We start from the raw sequence: 22,005 nt of genomic DNA on the forward strand, positions 1-22,005 counted from the left end.
AGTCAAAAGTTTGGTAACTACGCAACTGTTTGCGTGCGTAATCACTTTGAAACCTTTTTGTGTTCTGCTTCTTTATTTTGAAGCTAGAAATAAAACGCCCTGATATTACCAAAGGTAGGGCAGGGATCAACAAAAAAGCCCCTAAACGGGGCTTTTTTAAACTAAAAATTGATTTGAACACATATTATTGTTGGTTCTCTTTTTCGGTAAAGATACCTGCAAAGAGTGCTGTGCTTAGGTAACGCTCACCTGAACTTGGTAGAACGGTTACAATTGTTTTTCCTTCAAATTCAGGGAGTTCTGCAAGTCGGTTAGCTGCAACAACAGCCGCGCCGGATGAGATACCAGCTAGAATACCTTCCTCTTCCATTAGGCGACGAGCCATCTCAATCGCTTCTTCTGAGGTGACTTGTTCAACGCGGTCAATAATGTCTAAATCGAGGTTACCTGGGATGAAACCAGCACCGATACCTTGGATTTTGTGCGGAGCAGGTTGGATTTCTTCGCCAGCAAGTGCTTGGGCAATAACTGGAGACTCTGCTGGCTCAACTGCGACAGAAGTGATGGCTTTGCCTTTTTCACCTTTGATGTAACGGCTTGTACCTGTGATAGTACCGCCCGTACCAACACCAGCAACGAATACGTCGACTTCACCGTCTGTCGCTTCCCAAATCTCAGGGCCCGTAGTCTTTTCGTGGATCTCTGGGTTCGCAGGGTTGTCAAATTGTTGAAGAAGTAGGTACTTCTCAGGGTTGCTTGCTACGATTTCTTCTGCTTTAGCAATCGCCCCTTTCATGCCTTTCGCCGCTTCAGTCAGCTCAAGGTTAGCGCCCAGTGCTTTAAGTAGCTTACGGCGTTCTAGGCTCATTGATTCAGGCATGGTCAATGTTAGCTTGTAACCGCGAGCGGCCGCTACGAATGCTAGAGCAACACCTGTGTTACCACTGGTAGGTTCTACAAGCTCTACACCTGGCTTAAGAAGCCCCGCTTTCTCTGCTTCCCAAATCATGTTTGCACCGATACGGCACTTAACACTGAAGCTAGGGTTACGCGCTTCAATTTTCGCGAGAACTTTGCCTTTGCTTACTTTGTTTAGACGAACGAGAGGTGTATTACCGATAGTAAGAGAGTTATCTTCGTAGATTTTGCTCATAGTGATGTTCCTTCATTACACGTTGTGTGAATATGGATAGAAGAATATGCGGTATGAAAAAAAGGGAAAAGGATTAAAAAGTTATATCTTATTAGGTTGGCCCAGAACTCGATAAAAGAAAAGGGAAAAGCTGGCGCAGATCCCTTTCCTTAATCTCTAGTCGACTATCGTTGGTGCTTAAACTCCGCGACCCACATAGCGGTTGCACCACATATTGCTACAGGCATGACAATGAGGTTCAAAATTGGGATCGTCGTAAACACAGACACCAATACCCCAAAGCCATAGGCCTTACCTTGCTTTTGTTTCAATTTGTAACGCATGTCGTTAAATGGGATTTTATGGTTATCAAACGGGTAGTCACAATATTGAATCGCGAGCATCCAGGCGGTAAAGATAAACCATAAAAATGGGCCTACTGTTTGTCCAAGGGCAGGGATGAGCAATAACAGGAATAGGCCTATTGCTTTAGGTAAGATGTAAAGCAGCTTTCTCCACTCACGAGCTAAAACGCGAGGAACATCTTTCAGGACGGCAGTGAAACCATCATCATTTACTTTTTGTCCCGTTAAGTACTCTTCCACTTTTTCAGCTAAGAGGCCATTGAATGGCGCGGCGATAAAGTTCGCGAGCGTGCTGAAAAAATAGGAGAAGGTGGCGAGTATCGTCAGAGCGAGTAAAGGCCAAAGAATGTAAGTTAACCAGGATAAAAACTCAGGCAGCTGCCCAATCCAGTCTTCGATCCATATATTAAGGTTTGAAAATAGATAGAAGATGGCACCACCCACAAGCAAGATATTTGCAAGTAGAGGTAAGATGACAAAGCGTCTGATTTTAGGGGCAAGTGCCAATTGTATCCCGTATAGAAAATAACCGAATCCGGTTCTCTGCTGATTGTTTTGCTTCATGTCTATTTTGGCTTCGTGTAAATGAAAACTCATTGTACCTGTGAGGGCTTTTCTTTCAATGCCCTGACAAATGACGTCTTGTTAAGTGGAATCGTGGCAAGAATCACAACAAAAAACGGAACTTCTTGCATTAAGTTGTTCTAAATCTACATATAGTTTTGGTAAAGTAAACGTATCATTCAGATTTATTGCACTTGGGTTGCTGCTCAAGGAACTGCGAGTAGTAAAAACAAGTATATTGAGAGTAAATAATGCAGGAATTGCGATTCGTACTCATTGTTGTTGGCGCATTAGCCATCGCGGCATTGCTGTTTCATGGTTTGTGGAGCAGTAAAAAAGAAGGCAAAGCAAAGTTTGGTAACAAGCCACTTGGTAAGCTGGATGTTGACCAAGAAGACAAAAATGATCTTGTCGAGAAAGAACGAGACTTCGCTCCCGCTCCTGAAGATGACTTTGAGATCATTCGTAAAGATCGCAAAGAGCCAGATTTTGGGATGGCGAGTTCTTTCGACAACAAGTTTGAATCTGACCCGTTATTCGGTGGTCCATCTGAAGTAAAACAGACGCAGCAGGAGCCGGATGACATCCCTTCATTTGTTGCAGAAAAAGATAAAGAAGAGGACGTTGAGCCTGTCGTTCAAGCACCAGTAGCTGAAGAGCCATTCCAGCCTGCTGTGGTAGAAGAAGCTATTCCCGCCGCGTTTGATATTACGGAGAAAGAACAGCAAGTCGAAACGGTTAGTGAGCCTGTCGTTGCAGAGCCTAAGGAAGAGCCAAAGCCAGAACCTGAAATGCAAGTGATTGTATTGAATGTGCACTGTGCGGGTGAAGAGCCATTTGTTGGTACTGCTTTATTTGAGAGTATGCAACAAAACGGCTTAATTTATGGCGAGATGGATATTTTCCACCGTCATGTCGACTTGTCCGGTAACGGCAAAGTGCTGTTTAGCGTCGCTAATATGATGCACCCTGGTACGTTTGAGCATGCTGATCCTGCTGAGTTTACAACGAAGGGTATTTCATTCTTCATGACATTGCCTTGTTATGGCGAGGCTGAACAGAACTTCAACTTAATGCTCCGAACTGCGCAGCAAATTGCTGATGATTTAGGTGGCAACGTTCTTGATGACCAGCGTAACTTAATGACGCCAGACCGTTTAGCGTCTTATCGACGTCAAATAGTTGAGTTTAATGCCGCTAACGCATAATCTTAACAGCAAATAATAATAGGGCTCCGGATGGAGCCCTTTTTCTTGGATTTCCCAACCTCACCGATTGAAAATACACGGGGCTTTACTATGTCTGAATCAGTACTTCAGCGATTAGAAGAACTAAAAGAGTCGTTGCATTACCACGCTGTGCGTTACTACGTGGAAGATAACCCAGAGATCCCTGATGCCGAGTACGACCGCTTAATGCGAGAGCTCCTGGATATTGAAGCTGAGAACCCTGATTTAATTACCGTAGATTCACCAAGTCAACGTGTCGGTGGACAACCTCTCTCTGCGTTTAGCCAAGTGACACATGAAGTACCGATGCTTTCGCTTGATAATGCGTTTGATGACAGCGAACTTGATAGTTTCCATAAGCGAGCACAAGAGCGGGTGGGCAGTCAGAGTGTGAAAGAATACTGTTGTGAGCCGAAACTGGATGGACTCGCAGTTAGTTTACTGTATGAGAACGGTGTTTTAGTTCAGGCGGCAACACGAGGCGATGGCACTACTGGCGAGAACATCACAGAAAATGTACGTACGATTAAAGCCATTCCTTTAAAACTCAGGGGTAATGACTGGCCAAATCGTCTTGAAGTTCGTGGTGAAGTCTTTATGCCGAAAGCTGGGTTTGAAAAGCTCAATGAATTAGCAAGGAAGAAAGGCGAAAAAATCTTTGTTAATCCACGTAATGCTGCGGCAGGTAGCTTACGACAATTGGATTCACGCATTACGGCTTCTCGTCCGCTTAGCTTCTATGCATACAGTGTAGGCGTGGTGCAAGGCGCTGAATTGGCGGCAAGTCACTACGAACGCTTCTTGCAAATTAAATCTTGGGGATTACCAATGTGCCCGGAGACCAAGCGAGTTGAAAGCTTGGCGGATGTAAAAGCTTACTACCAAGATATCTTGCAGCGTCGTGATGCCCTTCCTTATGAGATCGATGGTGTCGTTATTAAAATTGACGATATTGCCGTGCAAGAGCGTCTTGGATTTGTTGCTCGCGCTCCACGTTGGGCGATTGCCTACAAATTCCCGGCTCAGGAAGAAATGACGACGTTGAATGAGGTGGAATTCCAAGTCGGTCGTACTGGTGCGATTACACCTGTTGCTAAACTAGAGCCTGTATTTGTTGGCGGGGTAACGGTAAGTAATGCGACGCTTCATAACGCAGATGAGATAGAACGTCTGCAAGTTAAGATCGGTGATCACGTTGTGATTCGTCGAGCGGGTGACGTTATTCCTCAAGTCGTTTCTGTCATCAAAGAGCGTCGACCAGAAACGGCGCGAGATATTATTTTCCCAACTCAGTGTCCGGTTTGTGGTTCGCATGTTGAGCGGATCGAAGGAGAGGCGGTAACACGTTGTACGGGTGGCTTAGTTTGCCAAGCCCAACGTAAACAAGCGCTAAAACACTTTGTGTCTCGTAAAGCGTTAGACGTTGACGGTCTAGGCGATAAAGTGATCGAGCAACTTGTTGACCGTGAGATGGTGAAAACTCCTGCTGACTTATTTAAGTTATCTGCGGGGATTTTAACGGTATTAGATCGCATGGGGCCAAAGTCTGCGCAGAATATTGTGAATGCGTTAGAAAAATCCAAAGAAACAACGTTACCTCGCTTTTTGTATTCGCTTGGGATTCGTGAAGTTGGCGAGGCAACCGCCGCAAACCTAGCAATGCACTTTAAAACGTTGGAAGCCATCCAAAATGCTAACGAACAGCAGTTAATTGAAGTGCAAGACATCGGTGCTGTGGTTGCTCAACATATTACGACTTTCTTCAGTGAAGAGCAGAACCAAGCAGTGGTTAAAGATTTGCTTGAACAAGGGATCCATTGGCCAGAGATTAATACTACTGAGCAGGTAGGAGAGCTACCGTTAGAAGGTAAGACTGTTGTATTGACAGGAACACTTTCTCAATTAGGTCGCACAGAGGCTAAAGAAGCCCTCCAATCCCTAGGTGCAAAAGTGACAGGTAGTGTTTCTAAGAAAACGGATATTTTGTTTGCTGGTGAAAATGCAGGTTCGAAGTTGGCAAAGGCACAAGAACTGGGTATCGAGATCAAAACAGAACAAGACTTACTCGAGTTGATGAATTAAGTCTTATCAAAAAAGCTAAAAAATAACTAAAAGCCCCACATAGTAAGCATGTGGGGCTTTTTCTTGCTCATAATTAAGTGCTTTTTGATTGAGTTATTTGTGCTTTTTATCTTTTCAGTGATCAAGATCTCCCATTGAATTTTTAAGGTTTTTTACTTCTTTAGTCTGCGAGTGACTTCAAGTTGGAATTCTAGGGTGTTATTTAAGCTGTTGATATTTAATGTTTAACTGTCTTTTTGTGTTAGTGTTGTTAAAAGTAAGATCTGGATCAACAACTTATATGGAACTTTGGACTGGCTCATATTTTTTTAGAAAAAAAATAAGTTCCGTTTGGATGTTTTTAGCTGCGAAGTTAGTCTTAATCACGTGGATACACGGTGTGTATGCAGGAACTAAAAAAAGCCAAATTAGAAATAATGAGGTTTGATCAGGAATTTACTTCTCTCCTTCGGCGGCCAACTAAAGGTGAGATAAAAAAATACAGCTATATCCATTTTTAGGAGTTTTTCCATGGACAAATTTTTTAAGGTTTCAGCGTTAACCGCAGCAATGTTTGGTGTTGTTGCTGTTGCTCCAGCTACAGCGTCTACTGAAAGTGCAGCAGGTGGCGAGTACGTAGAGAAAGTGAACGAATTTATGCAAGACTCTAGTCTTAATGCATTATTTCTAGTTGATACTCGTTCTCGTACTCGTACAACAGGTAAGCCTGGCGGTGAAAACGGTGACCGTTGGAGTCGTCTAAACTACTCTTCTTACAACGCAATTTTAGACTTTACTTCTGGCTACCATGATGGTTGGGTTGGTGCAGATGTTGCGGCTTACTATTCTGGCGACCTTTACAACGATAGCCTTTACAATTCAAACGAAGGCTACCTATGTAACGAAATTTCAACTTGTAACAACCTAGACTGGGGTGCAGGTGATGGTCAACAGCTTAAAGTTTACAAAGCAGCACTGAAGTTCAAAGCAAACGAAAGCTTCAACGCGCGCTTTGGTATGCTACAAGCGGGTGGTAACGGTACTATTGGTAACGTTTGGAGTTTCGTACCTGGTACTTACCGTGGTTTCGAATTGAACGCTAAACTAGGTGATTTCAACCTAAGCTACTTTGGTGCAGACCAATTTACAGCACCTTGGCTACTTCACGAAGATGACTACGCGCCAGCGCTTTGGTCTGATACTTCATGGAGCTACCTACACTCTCTAGGCCTAAACGGTAACCTAACTGACAGCTTGTTTATGCAACTTGGTTTGGGTCAAGCTACTGGCGTTCAATATGCAAATGGTATCGACTGGGGTGCAGGTCAAGTAACTAGCTACCACAACGAAACTGACAACACTTCTTACAAGGCTTACTTGAAGTACACTGTGAGTGACCGTACAACTCTAGCATTTGATTTCTACGGTGTTGACGATGATGTGAAATACGATGGTCTAGGTTTCCACACTGGTCTATCTTTGAATCAATCTTTCGGCAAGCTAGCTTGGATGTCTGAGCTACGCTACACAGACACAGACAACCGTGCTGACTTCGTTCCACGTACAATTCATACTTACGGTATGAACAACGGTACTTGGTCTCAGTGGTGGGATGCACTGTCTGACTGGAACAAAGCGGGTGAGCTAGCGTGGTACAACCGTCTATCTTACAACCAAGGTAACGGCTGGAACTACTACCTAGGCTTTGGTTACGGTACTGGAGCTGATTCTGCAGCAAGCGGTGCATCAGGTGACTGGGATTACGAAAGTGAATACGCAGTTAACGCGACAGTATCTTACTCTCTACAGAGTGGTGCACTGAAAGGTTCTACGATCCGTCTACACGGTACAATCCTAGAGCGTGATGAGTACGCTGGTGCTGGTGATGCGGATGAAACAGACCTACGTCTACAAGTTCTTATCCCTTACAGCTTCCACTAATACTTAGTGAGATAATGAAAAGGAGCCGCTAGGCTCCTTTTTTATTTTACTTCTCGACCATCATATATTTTGCAATATAACGGCGGTAGCATATGCACGTTACCGTTTGGTAACTCACACTTTATCTCTGGGGCTAGCGTACGACCACCTGAAGCACCATTAGCATAAGTAGTTAATGGAGCTAGGGCAAAACATGCTAACAATAGACCAGCTAAAAATTTCATAATCATCACCTTAATGTAGACATTGAATATCTACTTTCTTGGATAAATAATGACTTTACTGAAAAGTAAGGTATCAATAGTTTCTTAATATTGAACTAACTACTGACTTCTATATTAGTTCCATTCCCCGCCTCTAAATCGACACATTTCACTTGGAATATTAGTGACATCACCACTTGGCAATTTACATTCGACTATCGGTCCTAAATTAGTTGTACCACCATTTCCGTTGGTGTAGGCAAAGGAAGAAAAAGAAAAGATACCGCATAACATTAAAAAGAGAAGTTTCTTCATAGTACATCCTCTTACTTACCAAATAAAAAGCATTCAACTTAAATGCTTATGCGTTAAGTATGTATGGGGGGGGCAAAAAGATCAAAAAATAATTCAATAAAGTTTTATTTTTTAAAATAAATTTATAAAGATAATTTATATCGATATATTTCTATCTTATTGATTATCGTATGATGAATAATTAAATTATTGGAAGGATAGGGTAGGATATTAATAATATGGCTGCTACTTATTTTTTGTTCGATTTTAATTAAATCAATGAAATGAAAGCGGTTGTTTAGATTAAAGTAATGGAGCATAGTTTGCCCCATTACTTTGGCATAAATTACTTAGAATCAGGCTCAATGATTAAAATAATACCATCGATATCTTTTATTTTAACGCGCGTTCCTGCTGGAAGTGCTTGATCCGACTGCGCCGACCACGTGGTATCGGCAACCTTGATACGATTGAGTCCAACAGAAAAGTCCTCTTCAATGGTAAGTGTGCGTCCGATTAACTGCTTATACTTTTGGTTCAGATCTCTTTCTTGGTCTTCTTTCTTGTCTTGAGACCATTGTCGTCGCCACCATAACCAAGTGGTGATTAAGCTGAAACTTGCAAAGCAAAGCCATTGTAATTGCCAGCTCATTGGCAAAACGGTCATTAGTGCTCCAACGATAAGTGCAGAAACCCCGAGCCAGAGAAAATATCCCGCAGTCCCAAGTAGCTCTACCGCTAGAAGTGCAAAACCGAAGGCTAGCCAATGCCAGAAAGAGATACCTTCCAGCAAACTGAAAAAGTCCATAAGTTATTCTTTATCTTGTTGTTTAAACATCTCTGCTATCCCTGCAACCGAGCCCATTAGTCCGGTCGCTTCTAATGGAAGCATAATGATTTTGCCGTTTTCGGCTTGACCAATGCTTTTGATCGCTTCGGTATAGCCTTGAGCAATGAAGTAATTGACGGCTTGCATATCGCCTTTGGCAATCGCTTCAGAAACCATATAAGTCGCTTTTGCTTCTGCTTGCGCGGCGCGTTCACGAGCTTCAGCATGGAGAATAGCAGACTGCTTTTCGCCCTCAGCTTTTAATATCTCCGATTGCTTATGACCTTCAGCCTTTAAAATTTCAGCTTGGCGTACCCCTTCTGCTTCAAGAATCTCCGCTCGTTTATTTCGCTCGGCTTTCATTTGAGCATTCATCGCCGCCGTTAGATCGGATGGTGGCTGTACATCTTTTATTTCAATTCGTGTGACTTTTACACCCCACGGGTTGGTGGCTTGGTCAACAATTGCCAGCAGCTTGGAGTTGATCATGTCACGCTGACTCAGCATTTCGTCCAACTCCATTGAGCCTAAAACGGTACGGATATTGGTGAGAGTTAAATTTCTAATGGCATGTTCCAAATCGTTGACTTCATAAGCCGCTTTGGCAGCATCAATGACTTGAACAAATCCGACGGCATCAATAACCACGTTAGCGTTGTCTTTTGAAATAACTTCTTGCGCTGGAATATCAAGAACGCGCTCCATCATGTTGACTTTTTGCCCTATCTTATCAACAAATGGGATGATCAAGTTTAAGCCGGGTTTTAGCGTATGGGTGTAGCGTCCGAAGCGTTCGACTGTCCAGTTATTTCCTTGTGGCACCGTCTTAATGGCTGAAGATAAGATAACTACAGCAAGAACGACGAAAATACCGATGGTAATCAGTGAATCAATTGGCATGAGTTATTCCCTTAAGTGCATAATGTCCGATTCATTTTTACCTATTTATAGACAATAGACAATTGAAGTTCTGAGAACCTTAAGAGGTTATTGGTTTTTTATATAACAAAGGCCGGAATATCCGGCCTTTAGTCGAAGTTTCGCTTTTCAGCGAGTTAGTACAGAATCGAATACAGCTGACGGCGATATTTGCTTGCTAATGCGTTGCCTTGACCTAGCGCGCTGAGAATATCCATAAAAGTCTTCTTTACTTCACCGTCTTGGGCACCCAAGTCTTTTTTAAGAATATTCCACAGCAGTTCCAACGCTTCTTCATCACGACCCACTTGGTTGTACTGTACCGCCAATTCACAAGCAAGTTCGAAGTTTGCCATGTCTGCTGCGTATGCTTGTTCTAGTCGTTGTAACTCAGGGCTATCTGCAGCCTGCAAATGCAGCTCGAGCTTGGCTATTAGACTCTTGTAGTAGTTATCTTGATACTCAAGAGGGATAGCGTTCAGTAGCTCTTGGGCGACATCAAATTGTTTGGTTTCTAATAAACAATCAGCCATCGCGAGTTTCACATCGCCACGCTCTTGCAGTTCTGGCGGCAAAGTGTGGATGATGCTTAAAGCCTGAGCATGCTCACCTTGCTGAAGAAGTTCACTGACTTGCTTTAATAGCTGTTCATCTGGGCTTGGCAAATGCTTTTGTAGCATGGTTGCAATGGCATCAATTGGCTGAGGGCCACCCAATCCATCGACGGCTTGACCATTTATAAACAGCGCGATAGTTGGCAATACTTGCACACCAAATTGAGACGCTAGAGCCGGCTGATCTTCACAATTTAATAAAGCAAGCGTAAATGCACCGTTGTACTGTTGAGCAAGAGATTGCAACTCAGGGAGTATCTGTGCGCTTTCTGGTTGAGCATTGGCCCAAAAGTGGATCAGAACGGGCGTGTTCATTGATCCTTCAAGAGTTTCGCGAAAGTTCTGTTCTGTTATCTCAACGATAAATGGGGATTGCATCAGAGTATCCTTGCTTTGTGTCTTGTCGTTGATAATAGATATGGAGTTGATTTAAGGGAAATTCAAGCGATGGTTGCTAATCGTCATCAATAATGAATCATTCTATTTTGTGAAAGGATGCGGTAAGAGAATAGTGTTACTGCTGAATAGGTGTAAGGCAAAAAGAAAACGCTGCCGAAGCAGCGCAGTTCTAATGCTATTTGTTAGTGCGGTATCAAAATAGGATGAACATGGTCAACACTACACCCACACTAAGCCAGTTAAGCTGATTTAATGTCATTGTTGCCTCGCAGTAGTAAAAACATTGCTACAAAACGTAATGGGTGGCGATACCAAATCTAAGCAACTCAATCACTTTAGGCGAAAGAATCCCCGCTGAATTGCGTAGAAATTGATTCGTTTGGTTGAGGTTTTTTTAACCTACATGTTCATAATGACATCACATTGTTACGGTGAAATTACATTTCGACAAAACTTTTTTATGCAGCCTGTCGCAAAATTTTATCAAGTACACGGGTTGGTAATAACCTTTTCAAGATTGCGAATAATTTAGTCGGCGTAGTAATTCGATAGCGAATTTTAGGTGAAGCGCTAGTTAATGCATGAAGAACAGGTGCGACGCAGGACTCTGCAGGTAAAACAAATCGATTATTAGATTTGTCTTTGTTGAGTCGCTCTCTTTGTCCTTCATAGGCGAGGCGGTGAGGGCTGGATTCAATATCAATCCACTTCTCGAAGGCTTTTAATGCATTATTTCTAAATTGAGTTTCGATAGGCCCAGGTTCTATCAATGCCACTTTGATATTCGTATCCGCAAGCTCTAGCCGTAGTGTGTCAGTCCAGCCTTCTAGGGCAAACTTTGACGCATTGTAGGCGCCGCGGTACTTCATTGCAGCAAAGCCAAGAACAGAACTGTTTTGTATTATCCGTCCTTCGCCTTGTATGCGCATGTGAGGAAGCACTTCTCTGACTAACTGGTGCCAACCAAAAAAGTTGGTCTGAAATTGAGCTTGAAGAGCCTCGGTGGGCAAGTCTTCCAATGCACCGGGCTGGCCATAGGCACCATTATTGAACACGGCATAAAGCTTACCCTCTGCTAGCTCTAATGCTTGCTTCACGCCCGAAGAAATACTTTCAGGGCTGTTTAGGTCTAGCTTGATGCAGGTTAGCCCTTCATTAATTAGACGTTGGACATCTTGCTCTTTCCTACAAGATGCGATGACATGAAATCCCTCGTTTTGCAGGGCGTGAGCGCACACGTAACCGATACCGGTTGAGCAGCCCGTAATAAGAATCGACTTTTTCATAAATTAAGCCTCAAGCAACATTGAATGAGGTCATCATTCATCAGCTCCGGTCATGAAGCAAGTGCTTGAGTGCTGGCTCTATTCTGGAGTAGCTAAATTTGAAGCCAAGTTCGGTGAGCTTTTTGGGTTTGGCTCTCATGCTATCGAACAATAAACAGGAAGATTCACCCATTAGGAGTTCCATTGCCCATTTAGGCGTGAACAAGATATGTGGTCGTTTGAGCGTTTTTGCCAACGTGCCGCTAAAGATACGGTTAGTCACAGGGTGAGGTGCGCACATATTGAACGCACCGTGGGCATGTGGTGTTTCAAGCAAGTACATGATGGCGCGGACCATATCCAGAATGTGAATCCAAGGCATGTACTGGTTACCGTTCCCGAGCGGGCCGCCTACGCCAAGTTTGTAAGGTAAGAGCATTTTCGCCAAAGCCCCGCCATTAAGGCCGAGTACTACGCCAGTTCGCAATAGACAAACACGTGTTTGTTCAGACTCTGCGCGTTTGGCTATTTGCTCCCACTTTGCACAAACCTCGTGAGGAAAGTCTTCGCTGTTAACATGCAGGCACTCATCAAACGGGTGGTCTTGTTGATCGCCATAGTAACCAACGGCCGAGCCACTAATAAAAACAGCGGGAGGTTCTGTGCTGGCGTGGATCAGCTCAACGATTTGTTCGGTAATTTTCCAGCGACTTTTGCAGATTTTTTCTTTCTGTTCACTGGTCCATCTTTTATCTGCGATAGGCTCACCCGCAAGATTAATTATGGCATCAATGTGATTGAGATCGGCGAATGACTCAAGCGAGTCAAGGTATTCGATATTACCCAAATCAGCGTGTTGGAGGCGTTGTTTTGCATGCTCTGGAGAGCGTGTAAGTAGCATAACTTGGTGAGTGGATAGCAGCTTGAGCAACTCCGAACCAATAAACCCAGTGCCACCTGTGAGTAATATCTTCATGTTATCTCTTTGAATGTACACGTATTAGAACATTATAGTCGTTTTGTGCTGAGCTTGATCATCTCAAGACTATTATTTCTAGGATAGTGGCAAGCCTGTAGCGAGGCTACTGACTTCACATATTGAAAAAATGTAACTAAATGTTATGCATGGCGCTAATTCGTTCACGGTAGGAGAACTAAATCTATGCCAGACTAGAAACATCGCTACCGGAACAAGCGTAATCAGTTTGCACCATCAAGGAGGATAGGTATGGAAGCATTTGTTGCTCTTTTTCGAGCGCTCCTTAATAGTGCTCGCGATCTGCTACCCATCGTTGTTGTTATCACTTTTTTTCAATTAGTTGTTTTGCAAGAGCCACTTCCTAATCTCATCTCCATTCTTTTTGGCTTATTGCTTGTGGTTTTAGGGTTAACGTTTTTTATTTTTGGTCTAGAGCTTGGTCTTTTTCCTATCGGAGAGAGTATGGCTCAAGCCTTTGCAAAAAAAGGTAGCGTGTTCTGGTTGTTAGTTTTTGCGTTTTGTTTGGGGTTTGGCACCACGATCGCAGAGCCAGCATTAACGGCCGTAGCAGAAGAAGCATCAGAAGTTGCGGCAGAAGGAGGGATGATCACAAACTCAGAGCAATCCATGCAGGATTATGGACAAGGGCTACGAGTAACGGTGGCACTTTCTGTGGGGATCGCTATCGTTATTGGCGTTCTGCGCATCTTAAAAGGGTGGCCAATTCATTACATGATCATCGGCGGCTACGTCGGCGTTGTAGTCCTGACGTGGTTTGCACCGGAAGCCATTATTGGCGTTGCTTATGATTCTGGAGGTGTGACGACGTCGACTATCACCGTGCCTTTGGTCACTGCACTAGGGGTTGGTTTAGCATCGGCGATTAAAGGGCGCAACCCCATGGTGGATGGTTTTGGTTTAATCGCTTTTGCCTCGCTGTTACCGATGATGTTTGTGATGGTTTACGGAATGGTCGTAACATGATTTCAATTGAACATTTCCTAGACACTTTATTATCGACCATTCGAGATGTCATTCCTATCGCCAGCATTATTTTTGGTTTTCAGTTAGCGGTGTTAAGGCGTCCAGTTAACAACCTTAAGAAGGTTTTGCTTGGGTTTGTTTATGTGATTCTTGGGCTCGCTCTTTTTTTGCTCGGATTAGAAATGGCTCTGTTTCCGCTCGGAGAGACCATGGCCGTGCAACTGACGGCGCCGGAATTTTTACAAGAGTTTAAAGTCTCTGCGGGAAAAGCCTTAGTGTGGGTCGACTACTATTGGGTGTATACCTTCGCCTTTTTTATCGGTTTTAGTACCACGATTGCTGAGCCTTCTCTCATAGCCGTAGCGATAAAAGCAAACCAAGTTTCTGGTGGCAGTATCAGTATTAACGGTTTACGCGTGGCCGTTGCATTTGGGGTGGCCATTGGCATCGCGCTAGGGAGCTATCGGATTGTTGTCGGTGACCCTATTCACTATTACATCATCGCGGGTTACATCGTGGTTGTGATTCAAACGTTTTATGCGCCAAAGCTTATTGTTCCGCTCGCCTACGATTCTGGAGGCGTCACGACTTCTACTGTCACTGTTCCGCTTGTAACCGCACTAGGGCTGGGGCTTGCTTCTACCGTCCCAGGAAGAAACCCAATGATTGATGGCTTTGGCTTGATCGCTTTTGCCAGTCTGTTTCCTATGATCTCTGTGATGGGCTATGCGCAAATAACCCAATGGCTGAATAAAGATGTCTCGGAGGACGAAGAAAATGCGCTTTAAATTGATACTTGCGTTTGTTGAAGACAGCAAAACAGACAAGGTACTGGACGCTGCTCGCGAAGCTGGCGCGACTGGTGCGACGGTGATTAATAACGCTCGTGGACAAGGCTTAAATCAAAAGCGAACGTTTTTTGGCTTAACGCTGGAAGTACAAAAAGATGTGCTGCTGTTTGTCGTTGAGGAGCACCTTTCTCGACACATATTAGAAACCATCAATGAAGTTGGTGAGTTCGACCGAGAGTCGGGGCAGGGCATTGCTATTCAGATCGATATTGAGGATGCAGTCGGTGTCGCGCATCAAGTAGAGACGTTGACCAAAGTGGTTGAGGATGAGTTATGAGCAGTCAAACGATAATTAGAGTTCGAGATGTAATGGCGGCTACTTATGTCATGGTTGATGGGCTAATGACAGTTTATGAAGGCATAACGTTGGCTAAAAAATACCAAGTCAAAGCGCTAGTGGTGAAAAAGCGAGATGACAACGATGAATATGGCATCGTCTTGATGAATGATATCGCCAAAAAGGTGCTGGCGAATAATCGCTCTCCACAGCGCACGAATATTTATGAGATCATGACCAAGCCCGCTTTGTGTGTCGACCCTGATATGAATGTGAAATATTGTGCGCGCCTATTTGAACGATTTGGCATTAGCCGAGCTCCTGTCATTGAAGATGGGGAGGTCATTGGCATGGTGAGTTATAACAATATTGTCATTAATGGCATGGTGCGAGAAGAAGTGTAATAGGTTGATATAAATGAAAAATCAACGCATTTTTTTCTCAAGTCAGCGACTGTTACAAAGAACTAAAATATTTAATATATGTTAGGTTGCATATGTGTTAATTCACCATTATTCTTTGCGCCCTAAGTCTATTGTCGAGGAATTTGTATCATGCCTTTAGTCTCTTGCCCTGTGTGTGAGAAACAAATCTCAAAGCGCGCTCACGCATGTCCAGGATGCGGAGAGCCAGACCCGCTGCACCACCTAGCTAAGTCAAAATTTATGTCGATGGTGTTTTGGATACTGGTGTTGGTTGGAACTGCGTATGCAGCATGGTTCTATATTTTGCCTATGGTCATTGAATCATTGCGCTATCAGTAGTCGTTGGTTGAGCTGTCATAAAAATGCCGTAGAATGACCTCGTACTTTGTGAGGAGACGATGTCGTGAAACTATTTTTTGCCTCAGATCTGCATGGCTCTTTGCCAGCAACTAAAGAAACTATTGAGCTATTTTTATCCTCTGGTGCGGAGCACCTGATTTTGTTGGGGGATACGCTAAACCACGGGCCAAGAAACCCGATTCCAGAAGGTTACAACCCACCGCAGGTGGCGGAGCTATTGAACCAATACAGTGAGCAAATTATTTCTGTGCGTGGTAACTGCGATAGTGAAGTGGACCAAATGCTATTGAAGTTTCCAATGATGATGGATTACTCGTGGGTGCTACTTGAATCTGGCAAGAGAATCTTTTTGACTCATGGTCACTTGTATAACTCTGAAAAACGGCCGCCACTGCGTGAAGGTGATATCATCGCCCACGGTCATACGCATGTTCCTGTCGCAGAGATGCAAGATGGAGCCATTATATTTAACCCAGGCTCGATGACATTTCCACGTAATGGTTTACCAAGAAGCTTTGGTACTTTAGAAGACAATACGCTAACGGTAAAAACGCCAGAAGGCGAAGTATTAGCACAAACCATGATTTAACGGTTTTACTAAGTAAAAAAATAGGGAGCGAATTGCTCCCTTATTTTGTGTCTGAATGGCCTAGATCTCGTTCTGGGTCGATAATGTCTCTTACGCGCTGTTTTAGCACCTTTGCTTCAGGAAAGCCGCTGTCTTTTTTCCGTTCCCAAATTTGCTGGCCATTGCAGAAAATTTCGAAGCGACCACCCGTATCTGGGTGCAAGCTGATCGTTTCTATTTCTTCGCTAAAAGTATGCAGTAGTTCTTGCGATAGCCAAGTTGAACGCAACATCCAGTTGCATTGGCGGCAGTAATAAATATCAATGATTGCTTTATCCATGAAACTTTCCTTTTAATCGGTTTAAACTAGCAACTTGATACCCACGGCAAACGTGAGAATTTCGAATGCAATTTTAATCACTCGGTTGCTGTATCGAGTCGCGGCCCATGCGCCTAAACTGCCGCCTAGAAATGAGCTTAACAATAAAACAGGCAACCAAGCCCAATGTATCGGAGCGCCAGCTTGGACGACGGCAATGCCTCCAATGCCATTCCAAAACAGGCCGACACAAATCATGGTGTAAGCAACGGCTTGTTTATAGTTATACCCAAACCAGCGAACTAAAAATAATGTCACGAGCAGACCAGAACCTGCGGTCAGCGACCCGTTGATGATACCGATGAGCATTAGTCCGACACCGCCGATGACCCAACCGATTGGGTGACGGTTACGTATTATTTCTGATTGGCCTAACGATTTCTTAAATCGTGAATAGATGCCGAGCGCGAGAATCATGCTCCCTAGCATTTTTTCCGCCATACCATCAGGTATTTGGACAATTAAGTTCGCCCCTAAGACTACGCCAATGCTGCCAGAGACTATAAGGTAGAGCGCGACCTTCCATTTAATTGTGCCTGCTTTTAAGTGTGTGCTTGCTGCCCCTAAGCCTAAAGCGACGGAAGCCACTTTATGTGTCCCCAGCGCAACCGAGAATGGCAAGCCGAGAAAGATGAGCAAAGGGAATTGAAGTAAGCCTGCACCGCCGCCAGAAAGCGAAGCCAGAGTATTGGCGATAAGTGAGCCGAAAAAGAGGGTGAGGGTATCTAGCCAATCCATAAGCAAAATAAAGGGGGCGTTTTGCCCCCTTATCATCAAATCAAAGTTAGTTTTTAAACAGCACCGAAGAACCGTGGTTCAAGCTAGTGAGCAATAGCGTTTTTTCGTTCACGACATCAATACGGCGACTTTGCTCGGCATCAAGCTTAAAGATTTGAGTGATCAAACGTAGCTGTGCTTCGGAGAAGTCTTTTGATTGAGAAGATGAAATATCTTTAAACTCAGAAGGCGAAACCAACAAATAGTTGTCACTTACTTCCCAGCGCCCTTTTTCCGAGATATTAATCGTGGATTCTGCCGTTGAACCTTGAGCGAATAGTTTGATATTTGCTACGCGAATATAGTCTCCATTAGGGAGATATTTCACATTTGATTCAACATTAACACGACGCAGTGGGCCGACAGGATCGTCAGGCAAGCTGTCTGTAATGACCGTCACCATGGTTGACTGCCACTCATTGGCAGTGAGGACCTGTTCCACTTTTAGGTCGCTACCCCAATATAACCAACCACTGAAAAGAACGGATACGGCCAAAACCGCAGATGCTAATTTTATCTTCATTCTGGCCTCCTTATTTACAGATATCGGTTGGGTCATTTTGACCAGCGAAAATACGCAATGTCACGTTCTCATATGAATGTTGACTGTCATGAATGTAGTTCAGAATCAGCTGATTGTTCTGGCCACCTGTAGCAATCACTTCTACCGGCATTGAATCTTCTGCATGGTATTTTACGTAGCGTTCAATGCACTGCTCAATGGACGGCAACCAACTATTGATTTGCGGGTGGTTCACTGGCGTCATCACAGGTACATTTTGATACTCACCAATCTGACGGAATTGGGATTCTGCAGGATTGGTGAATAGCAATACACAAATAGGAAGCAGCAGAGACAAAAGAACGATCATACGCGGCAGCCAGTTATTAGTGTTAGCTGCTGGTTTTGGCTGTGCCTTAGGTAGTTCTACTTGAGGCTCTACTTCAGTCGTGGTGTCTGTCGCCGCTTCTGTTGACGGCGCGTCACTTGTTTCTATTTCAGCAGCGTGCACTTCATTTTCAGAAGTGGCTTCTTCAACGTCAGTATTAGAGTCAGCAGATAATGGGCTTAAGCGTTCCACTGAACAAATGAGTTGATAACCGCGTTTAGGAACCGTTTTAACAAACTCTGGAGATTTTGTTGAGTCCTTCAACATCTTACGCAGAGTAGAGATCGCTTGAGTCAGGCTTGAGTCATCCACCTCAAAACCTTGCTCACGCCAAACAAACTCGTGAAGCTCGTTACGGGTTAAAACTTCGTTTGGTCTCTCTGCCAACATCAGAAGTATACGGCTTTCGTTGCTTCCTAATCGTACAACGTCGTTGCCGTTTTGTTGGTCAGCGAGCGAATTACTATTTGGATCAAAGGTGAACCTTTGAGCAAGTAGAAATTTGGTGCCGATGTTAGTCATTTAGTTCTTCTTAGATGGATGATGTTGTAATTATAGTGATTTATGTCACAAAATTACCGAAGCGCATGGAGTGCGCACGACATTTTAGATGCTTTTAGGCTGGTAGGATAATTAAATTTTTCTAAAAAAACACCGTTTTTAGCAATATTGACCTTGAATTTACATTTGTCAGCCACATGTTAAATGACATCTCAGTAAGGTAATTTCAAGGGGAAAGTCACAAACTTATCTCCATGAAAAAGCCAATTAGTTTAGATGTTATGGAGCACACATGAGCGAAACCGTATCTCAAAACAAAGAAACTCGTGGTTTTCAATCAGAAGTAAAACAACTACTGCATTTAATGATCCATTCTCTTTATTCAAATAAAGAGATCTTTTTGCGCGAGCTGATTTCTAACGCATCAGATGCATCGGACAAGCTGCGCTTCCAAGCGCTATCTAACCCAGACTTATATGAAGGTAATGCAGACCTTTGCGTGAAACTGTCGTTTGATGAAAGCGCAAATACCTTAACCATTTCTGATAACGGTATCGGTATGAGCCGCGATGATGTGATCGAGCACTTAGGTACGATCGCAAAATCCGGGACCGCGGAGTTTTTCTCAAAGCTGTCTGAAGAGCAGAGCAAAGACTCTCAGCTTATTGGTCAGTTTGGTGTTGGCTTCTACTCTGCGTTTATCGTTGCTGATGCCGTCACCGTACGCACTCGTGCTGCGGGCCTAGCCGCTGATGAAGCAGTACAATGGCACTCAGCCGGTGAAGGTGAGTACACCATCGAAAACATCACTAAAGAATCGCGTGGTACTGATATCATTCTTCATATGCGTGAAGAAGGTAAAGAGTTCCTAAATGAATGGCGTCTACGTGATGTGATCAGTAAGTACTCGGATCACATTGGCATCCCAGTTTCAATCCAAACTGTTGTTCGCGATGACGAAGGCAAAGAAACGGATGAGAAGAAGTGGGAGCAAATCAACAAAGCTCAAGCACTGTGGACGCGTAATAAATCGGATATCTCAGATGAAGAGTATCAAGAGTTCTACAAGCACGTATCACATGACTTTGCTGATCCATTGGTTTGGAGCCATAACCGTGTAGAAGGTAAAAACGATTACACGAGCTTGCTTTACATCCCATCTAAAGCGCCATGGGATATGATGAACCGCGACCACAAATCAGGCTTGAAACTGTACGTACAACGCGTGTTCATTATGGACGATGCAGAGCAGTTCATGCCGTCTTACCTACGTTTTGTACGAGGTTTAATAGACTCCAATGATCTGCCACTCAACGTATCGCGTGAGATCTTACAAGATAACAAAGTGACTCAGTCTCTACGTAATGCTTGTACTAAGCGTGTGCTAACGATGTTAGAGCGCATGGCTAAGAATGATGAAGAGAAATACCAATCATTCTGGAAAGAGTTTGGTCTTGTGATGAAAGAGGGCCCGGCAGAAGACTTCGCAAACAAAGAGAAAGTTGCAGGCCTATTGCGCTTTGCTTCAACTGAAGTGGATTCTGCGGAGCAAACCGTGGGTCTAGCTGCTTACGTTGAGCGCATGAAAGAAGGTCAAGATAAGATCTACTACTTGACGGCAGACAGCTATGCAGCTGCGAAAAACAGCCCTCACTTAGAGCAGTTCAAAGCGAAAGGCATTGAAGTTATCTTGATGTACGATCGCATTGATGAGTGGCTGATGAACTACTTAACTGAGTTTGACGGCAAGCAGTTCCAGTCAATCACAAAAGCTGGGCTCGATCTAAGTCAGTTTGAAGATGAAGCAGAAAAAGAGAAGCAGAAAGAAACTGAAGAAGAGTTTAAGTCGGTTGTAGAACGCACGAAGTCTTACCTAGGCGATCGTGTGAAAGAAGTTCGTACGACCTTTAAACTCGCGTCTACACCTGCTGTTGTGGTAACGGACGATTACGAAATGGGCACTCAAATGGCGAAGCTTCTTGCAGCGGCGGGTCAGGCAGTGCCAGAAGTGAAGTACATCTTTGAGCTAAACCCTGAGCACGAGCTGGTTAAGCGCATGGCTGACGAAGCGGATGAAGAGGCATTTGGTCGTTGGGTAGAAGTCCTGCTTGGTCAAGCAATGCTTGCAGAGCGAGGCTCAATTGAGGACCCAACGGAGTTCTTAGGAGCTGTTAATAAACTTTTGACTAAGGTGTAATAACCTCAGTACATCAAAAAGCTCGCATTTCGCGAGCTTTTTGTTTGTTGTCGCAAAATTTTGCATCTCAGGTGTTGAGTTAATAATCAATAGGGCGTGAAAGAGGGTATCGTTAACATTCTTTAGTCTTAATACACTCTTTGCGCGGCGAACCTGTGATAGAATCTGCGACTTGAATGTGAGTAATAAGGCGTGTATTTTTGCTCGCCTATATACGTTATACCGAAACTTATCGTTGCGAGTGCTTCTCGGGTTTGATGTCTAAGAAGCCCAGCTATTGTGAGCTTCGGTATAAATCTTAAATATTAAAGAGGATAAATCATGCGCATCATTCTTCTAGGTGCTCCAGGTGCAGGTAAAGGCACACAAGCAAACTTCATCATGGAAAAATACGGTATTCCACAAATCTCTACTGGTGATATGCTTCGTGCTGCTATCAAAGCAGGTACAGAGCTTGGTAAACAAGCTAAAGCTGTTATCGACGCTGGTCAGCTAGTTTCTGATGAAATCATCCTTGGTCTTATCAAAGAGCGTATCGCTCAAGAAGACTGTGCAAACGGTTTCCTACTGGATGGTTTCCCACGTACTATTCCTCAAGCTGACGGCCTAAAAGAAATGGGCGTTGATGTAGACTACGTTATCGAATTTGACGTTGCAGATGATGTGATTGTTGAGCGTATGGCAGGTCGTCGTGCTCACCTTCCTTCTGGTCGTACTTACCACGTTGTTTACAACCCACCTAAAGTGGAAGGTAAAGATGACGTAACTGGTGAAGATCTTGTTGTTCGTGATGACGACAAAGAAGAAACAGTACGTGCACGTCTAGGTGTTTACCACGAGCAAACTGCACCACTAATCAACTACTACGGTAAAGAAGCTGAAGCAGGCAACACTAAGTACCTTAAGTTTGATGGTACTAAGCAAGTAGCTGAAGTTAGTGCAGATATCGAGAAAGCACTCTCTTAATTTGCTGAAGTCAAAAAATTAATATTTTGATATATTG

24 protein-coding genes are annotated in these 22,005 nt (G+C 43.8%); 11 read left to right on the forward strand and 13 right to left on the reverse strand.

Annotation, left to right across the window (positions count from 1 at the left end):
* Positions 1-184: 184 nt before the first annotated feature.
* Together cysK and cysZ are read right to left on the reverse strand one after the other, a co-directional pair.
* Positions 185-1,153, reverse strand: coding sequence for a cysteine synthase A (gene cysK, locus NDJ01_RS09930; RefSeq protein ID WP_256965283.1), 969 nt, complete (start codon positions 1,151-1,153; stop codon positions 185-187).
* Positions 1,154-1,317: 164 nt separating this feature from the next.
* Positions 1,318-2,061, reverse strand: a complete 744-nt coding sequence (gene cysZ, locus NDJ01_RS09935) for a sulfate transporter CysZ (RefSeq protein ID WP_031780324.1) — start codon at positions 2,059-2,061, stop codon at positions 1,318-1,320.
* Positions 2,062-2,312: 251 nt separating this feature from the next.
* On the opposite strand from cysZ, the gene zipA reads away from it, so the two are divergent.
* From zipA to NDJ01_RS09950, 3 genes are all read left to right on the forward strand, one after another.
* Entirely contained in the window at positions 2,313-3,269 is a 957-nt protein-coding gene (zipA, locus tag NDJ01_RS09940; protein ID WP_258586644.1) for a cell division protein ZipA, read from the forward strand.
* 90 nt (positions 3,270-3,359) lie between these two features.
* A complete protein-coding gene (ligA, locus tag NDJ01_RS09945; protein ID WP_048626121.1) occupies positions 3,360-5,372 on the forward strand; it encodes an NAD-dependent DNA ligase LigA in 2,013 nt (670 codons plus the stop codon).
* Between the two features lie 510 nt (positions 5,373-5,882).
* Positions 5,883-7,292, forward strand: a complete 1,410-nt coding sequence (locus tag NDJ01_RS09950) for a hypothetical protein (RefSeq protein WP_006742721.1) — start codon at positions 5,883-5,885, stop codon at positions 7,290-7,292.
* 41 nt (positions 7,293-7,333) lie between these two features.
* Here NDJ01_RS09950 and NDJ01_RS09955 read toward each other — a convergent pair whose 3' ends face one another.
* The 7 genes from NDJ01_RS09955 to NDJ01_RS09985 form a co-directional block, all read right to left on the reverse strand.
* Positions 7,334-7,516, reverse strand: coding sequence for a hypothetical protein (locus NDJ01_RS09955; protein WP_053807088.1), 183 nt, complete (start codon positions 7,514-7,516; stop codon positions 7,334-7,336).
* A 114-nt stretch (positions 7,517-7,630) separates the two neighbouring features.
* A complete protein-coding gene (locus NDJ01_RS09960) occupies positions 7,631-7,810 on the reverse strand; it encodes a hypothetical protein (RefSeq protein WP_074191004.1) in 180 nt (59 codons plus the stop codon).
* Between the two features lie 325 nt (positions 7,811-8,135).
* Positions 8,136-8,597 (reverse strand): NfeD family protein, encoded by a 462-nt coding sequence (locus NDJ01_RS09965; RefSeq protein ID WP_053807089.1) that lies wholly within the window; start codon positions 8,595-8,597, stop codon positions 8,136-8,138.
* Between the two features lie 3 nt (positions 8,598-8,600).
* Complete coding sequence (locus tag NDJ01_RS09970) at positions 8,601-9,518, reverse strand: SPFH domain-containing protein (RefSeq protein WP_005393087.1); 918 nt, start codon at positions 9,516-9,518, stop codon at positions 8,601-8,603.
* A gap of 155 nt (positions 9,519-9,673) precedes the next feature.
* Positions 9,674-10,528 (reverse strand): co-chaperone YbbN, encoded by an 855-nt coding sequence (locus tag NDJ01_RS09975; RefSeq protein ID WP_048626123.1) that lies wholly within the window; start codon positions 10,526-10,528, stop codon positions 9,674-9,676.
* Positions 10,529-11,007: 479 nt separating this feature from the next.
* A complete protein-coding gene (locus NDJ01_RS09980; RefSeq protein ID WP_047009542.1) occupies positions 11,008-11,835 on the reverse strand; it encodes an SDR family oxidoreductase in 828 nt (275 codons plus the stop codon).
* 40 nt (positions 11,836-11,875) lie between these two features.
* Complete coding sequence (locus tag NDJ01_RS09985; RefSeq protein ID WP_145532369.1) at positions 11,876-12,790, reverse strand: TIGR01777 family oxidoreductase; 915 nt, start codon at positions 12,788-12,790, stop codon at positions 11,876-11,878.
* Between the two features lie 252 nt (positions 12,791-13,042).
* Here NDJ01_RS09985 and NDJ01_RS09990 point away from each other — a divergent pair, with 252 nt between their 5' ends.
* The 6 genes from NDJ01_RS09990 to yfcE all read left to right on the forward strand — a co-directional run bounded on the left by NDJ01_RS09990 (position 13,043) and on the right by yfcE (position 16,279).
* Complete coding sequence (locus tag NDJ01_RS09990) at positions 13,043-13,777, forward strand: DUF1538 domain-containing protein (protein WP_046874270.1); 735 nt, start codon at positions 13,043-13,045, stop codon at positions 13,775-13,777.
* Positions 13,774-14,565: a DUF1538 domain-containing protein gene (locus NDJ01_RS09995; protein ID WP_258586645.1), complete on the forward strand. Its 792-nt coding sequence runs from the start codon at positions 13,774-13,776 to the stop codon at positions 14,563-14,565. Before NDJ01_RS09990 ends, NDJ01_RS09995 begins: the two co-directional genes overlap by 4 nt.
* Positions 14,555-14,905: a P-II family nitrogen regulator gene (locus tag NDJ01_RS10000; protein ID WP_005393077.1), complete on the forward strand. Its 351-nt coding sequence runs from the start codon at positions 14,555-14,557 to the stop codon at positions 14,903-14,905. The genes NDJ01_RS09995 and NDJ01_RS10000 overlap by 11 nt, the downstream gene beginning before the upstream one ends.
* On the forward strand, positions 14,902-15,309 hold the full coding sequence (locus NDJ01_RS10005) for a CBS domain-containing protein (RefSeq protein WP_005393075.1): 408 nt from the start codon (positions 14,902-14,904) through the stop codon (positions 15,307-15,309). Before NDJ01_RS10000 ends, NDJ01_RS10005 begins: the two co-directional genes overlap by 4 nt.
* A 150-nt stretch (positions 15,310-15,459) precedes the next feature.
* A complete protein-coding gene (locus tag NDJ01_RS10010) occupies positions 15,460-15,669 on the forward strand; it encodes a hypothetical protein (RefSeq protein WP_005393073.1) in 210 nt (69 codons plus the stop codon).
* 64 nt (positions 15,670-15,733) lie between these two features.
* Positions 15,734-16,279: a phosphodiesterase gene (gene yfcE / locus NDJ01_RS10015; protein WP_074191008.1), complete on the forward strand. Its 546-nt coding sequence runs from the start codon at positions 15,734-15,736 to the stop codon at positions 16,277-16,279.
* A gap of 40 nt (positions 16,280-16,319) precedes the next feature.
* Here the strand turns inward: yfcE and NDJ01_RS10020 are convergent, their stop codons facing one another.
* From NDJ01_RS10020 to NDJ01_RS10035, 4 genes are read right to left on the reverse strand one after another with little or no spacing between them, the layout of a single operon-like run.
* The gene (locus NDJ01_RS10020) at positions 16,320-16,598 is read right to left on the reverse strand and encodes a SelT/SelW/SelH family protein (protein WP_005382088.1); all 279 of its coding nucleotides are present in this window, start codon (positions 16,596-16,598) and stop codon (positions 16,320-16,322) included.
* A 21-nt stretch (positions 16,599-16,619) separates the two neighbouring features.
* Positions 16,620-17,375 carry a sulfite exporter TauE/SafE family protein gene (locus NDJ01_RS10025; protein ID WP_053807090.1) on the reverse strand — a complete coding sequence of 252 codons (756 nt, stop codon included), beginning with the start codon at positions 17,373-17,375 and terminating at the stop codon, positions 16,620-16,622.
* A 46-nt stretch (positions 17,376-17,421) separates the two neighbouring features.
* Positions 17,422-17,937 (reverse strand): transmembrane regulator ToxS, encoded by a 516-nt coding sequence (toxS, locus tag NDJ01_RS10030; protein ID WP_005393067.1) that lies wholly within the window; start codon positions 17,935-17,937, stop codon positions 17,422-17,424.
* Positions 17,938-17,947: 10 nt separating this feature from the next.
* Positions 17,948-18,826 carry a transcriptional regulator gene (locus NDJ01_RS10035; protein WP_046874266.1) on the reverse strand — a complete coding sequence of 293 codons (879 nt, stop codon included), beginning with the start codon at positions 18,824-18,826 and terminating at the stop codon, positions 17,948-17,950.
* A 271-nt stretch (positions 18,827-19,097) separates the two neighbouring features.
* Here NDJ01_RS10035 and htpG point away from each other — a divergent pair, with 271 nt between their 5' ends.
* Together htpG and adk are read left to right on the forward strand one after the other, a co-directional pair.
* Positions 19,098-21,002: a molecular chaperone HtpG gene (gene htpG, locus NDJ01_RS10040; protein ID WP_005393063.1), complete on the forward strand. Its 1,905-nt coding sequence runs from the start codon at positions 19,098-19,100 to the stop codon at positions 21,000-21,002.
* 321 nt (positions 21,003-21,323) lie between these two features.
* Entirely contained in the window at positions 21,324-21,968 is a 645-nt protein-coding gene (gene adk, locus NDJ01_RS10045; RefSeq protein ID WP_005393061.1) for an adenylate kinase, read from the forward strand.
* Positions 21,969-22,005: the final 37 nt, after the last annotated feature.

It is taken from the genome of Vibrio sp. HS-50-1, from assembly GCF_024747315.1.
GTDB classification, from domain to species: Bacteria; Pseudomonadota; Gammaproteobacteria; order Enterobacterales; family Vibrionaceae; genus Vibrio; species Vibrio diabolicus.

Excerpts from the sequence above, each read along its gene's own strand:
- htpG (WP_005393063.1), top strand. The coding sequence starts at position 19,098 with ATGAGCGAAACCGTATCTCAAAACAAAGAAACTCGTGGTTTTCAATCA.
- zipA (WP_258586644.1), top strand. The coding sequence starts at position 2,313 with ATGCAGGAATTGCGATTCGTACTCATTGTTGTTGGCGCATTAGCCATC.
- NDJ01_RS10005 (WP_005393075.1), top strand. The coding sequence starts at position 14,902 with ATGAGCAGTCAAACGATAATTAGAGTTCGAGATGTAATGGCGGCTACT.
- NDJ01_RS09990 (WP_046874270.1), top strand. The coding sequence starts at position 13,043 with ATGGAAGCATTTGTTGCTCTTTTTCGAGCGCTCCTTAATAGTGCTCGC.
- NDJ01_RS09950 (WP_006742721.1), top strand. The coding sequence starts at position 5,883 with ATGGACAAATTTTTTAAGGTTTCAGCGTTAACCGCAGCAATGTTTGGT.
- NDJ01_RS09995 (WP_258586645.1), top strand. The coding sequence starts at position 13,774 with ATGATTTCAATTGAACATTTCCTAGACACTTTATTATCGACCATTCGA.
- cysZ (WP_031780324.1), bottom strand. The coding sequence starts at position 2,061 with ATGAAGCAAAACAATCAGCAGAGAACCGGATTCGGTTATTTTCTATAC.
- NDJ01_RS09960 (WP_074191004.1), bottom strand. The coding sequence starts at position 7,810 with ATGAAGAAACTTCTCTTTTTAATGTTATGCGGTATCTTTTCTTTTTCT.
- NDJ01_RS09980 (WP_047009542.1), bottom strand. The coding sequence starts at position 11,835 with ATGAAAAAGTCGATTCTTATTACGGGCTGCTCAACCGGTATCGGTTAC.
- NDJ01_RS09965 (WP_053807089.1), bottom strand. The coding sequence starts at position 8,597 with ATGGACTTTTTCAGTTTGCTGGAAGGTATCTCTTTCTGGCATTGGCTA.
- ligA (WP_048626121.1), top strand. The coding sequence starts at position 3,360 with ATGTCTGAATCAGTACTTCAGCGATTAGAAGAACTAAAAGAGTCGTTG.
- NDJ01_RS09970 (WP_005393087.1), bottom strand. The coding sequence starts at position 9,518 with ATGCCAATTGATTCACTGATTACCATCGGTATTTTCGTCGTTCTTGCT.
- NDJ01_RS09955 (WP_053807088.1), bottom strand. The coding sequence starts at position 7,516 with ATGAAATTTTTAGCTGGTCTATTGTTAGCATGTTTTGCCCTAGCTCCA.
- toxS (WP_005393067.1), bottom strand. The coding sequence starts at position 17,937 with ATGAAGATAAAATTAGCATCTGCGGTTTTGGCCGTATCCGTTCTTTTC.
- NDJ01_RS09975 (WP_048626123.1), bottom strand. The coding sequence starts at position 10,528 with ATGCAATCCCCATTTATCGTTGAGATAACAGAACAGAACTTTCGCGAA.
- adk (WP_005393061.1), top strand. The coding sequence starts at position 21,324 with ATGCGCATCATTCTTCTAGGTGCTCCAGGTGCAGGTAAAGGCACACAA.
- NDJ01_RS09985 (WP_145532369.1), bottom strand. The coding sequence starts at position 12,790 with ATGAAGATATTACTCACAGGTGGCACTGGGTTTATTGGTTCGGAGTTG.
- NDJ01_RS10035 (WP_046874266.1), bottom strand. The coding sequence starts at position 18,826 with ATGACTAACATCGGCACCAAATTTCTACTTGCTCAAAGGTTCACCTTT.
- NDJ01_RS10025 (WP_053807090.1), bottom strand. The coding sequence starts at position 17,375 with ATGGATTGGCTAGATACCCTCACCCTCTTTTTCGGCTCACTTATCGCC.
- NDJ01_RS10000 (WP_005393077.1), top strand. The coding sequence starts at position 14,555 with ATGCGCTTTAAATTGATACTTGCGTTTGTTGAAGACAGCAAAACAGAC.
- cysK (WP_256965283.1), bottom strand. The coding sequence starts at position 1,153 with ATGAGCAAAATCTACGAAGATAACTCTCTTACTATCGGTAATACACCT.
- NDJ01_RS10010 (WP_005393073.1), top strand. The coding sequence starts at position 15,460 with ATGCCTTTAGTCTCTTGCCCTGTGTGTGAGAAACAAATCTCAAAGCGC.
- NDJ01_RS10020 (WP_005382088.1), bottom strand. The coding sequence starts at position 16,598 with ATGGATAAAGCAATCATTGATATTTATTACTGCCGCCAATGCAACTGG.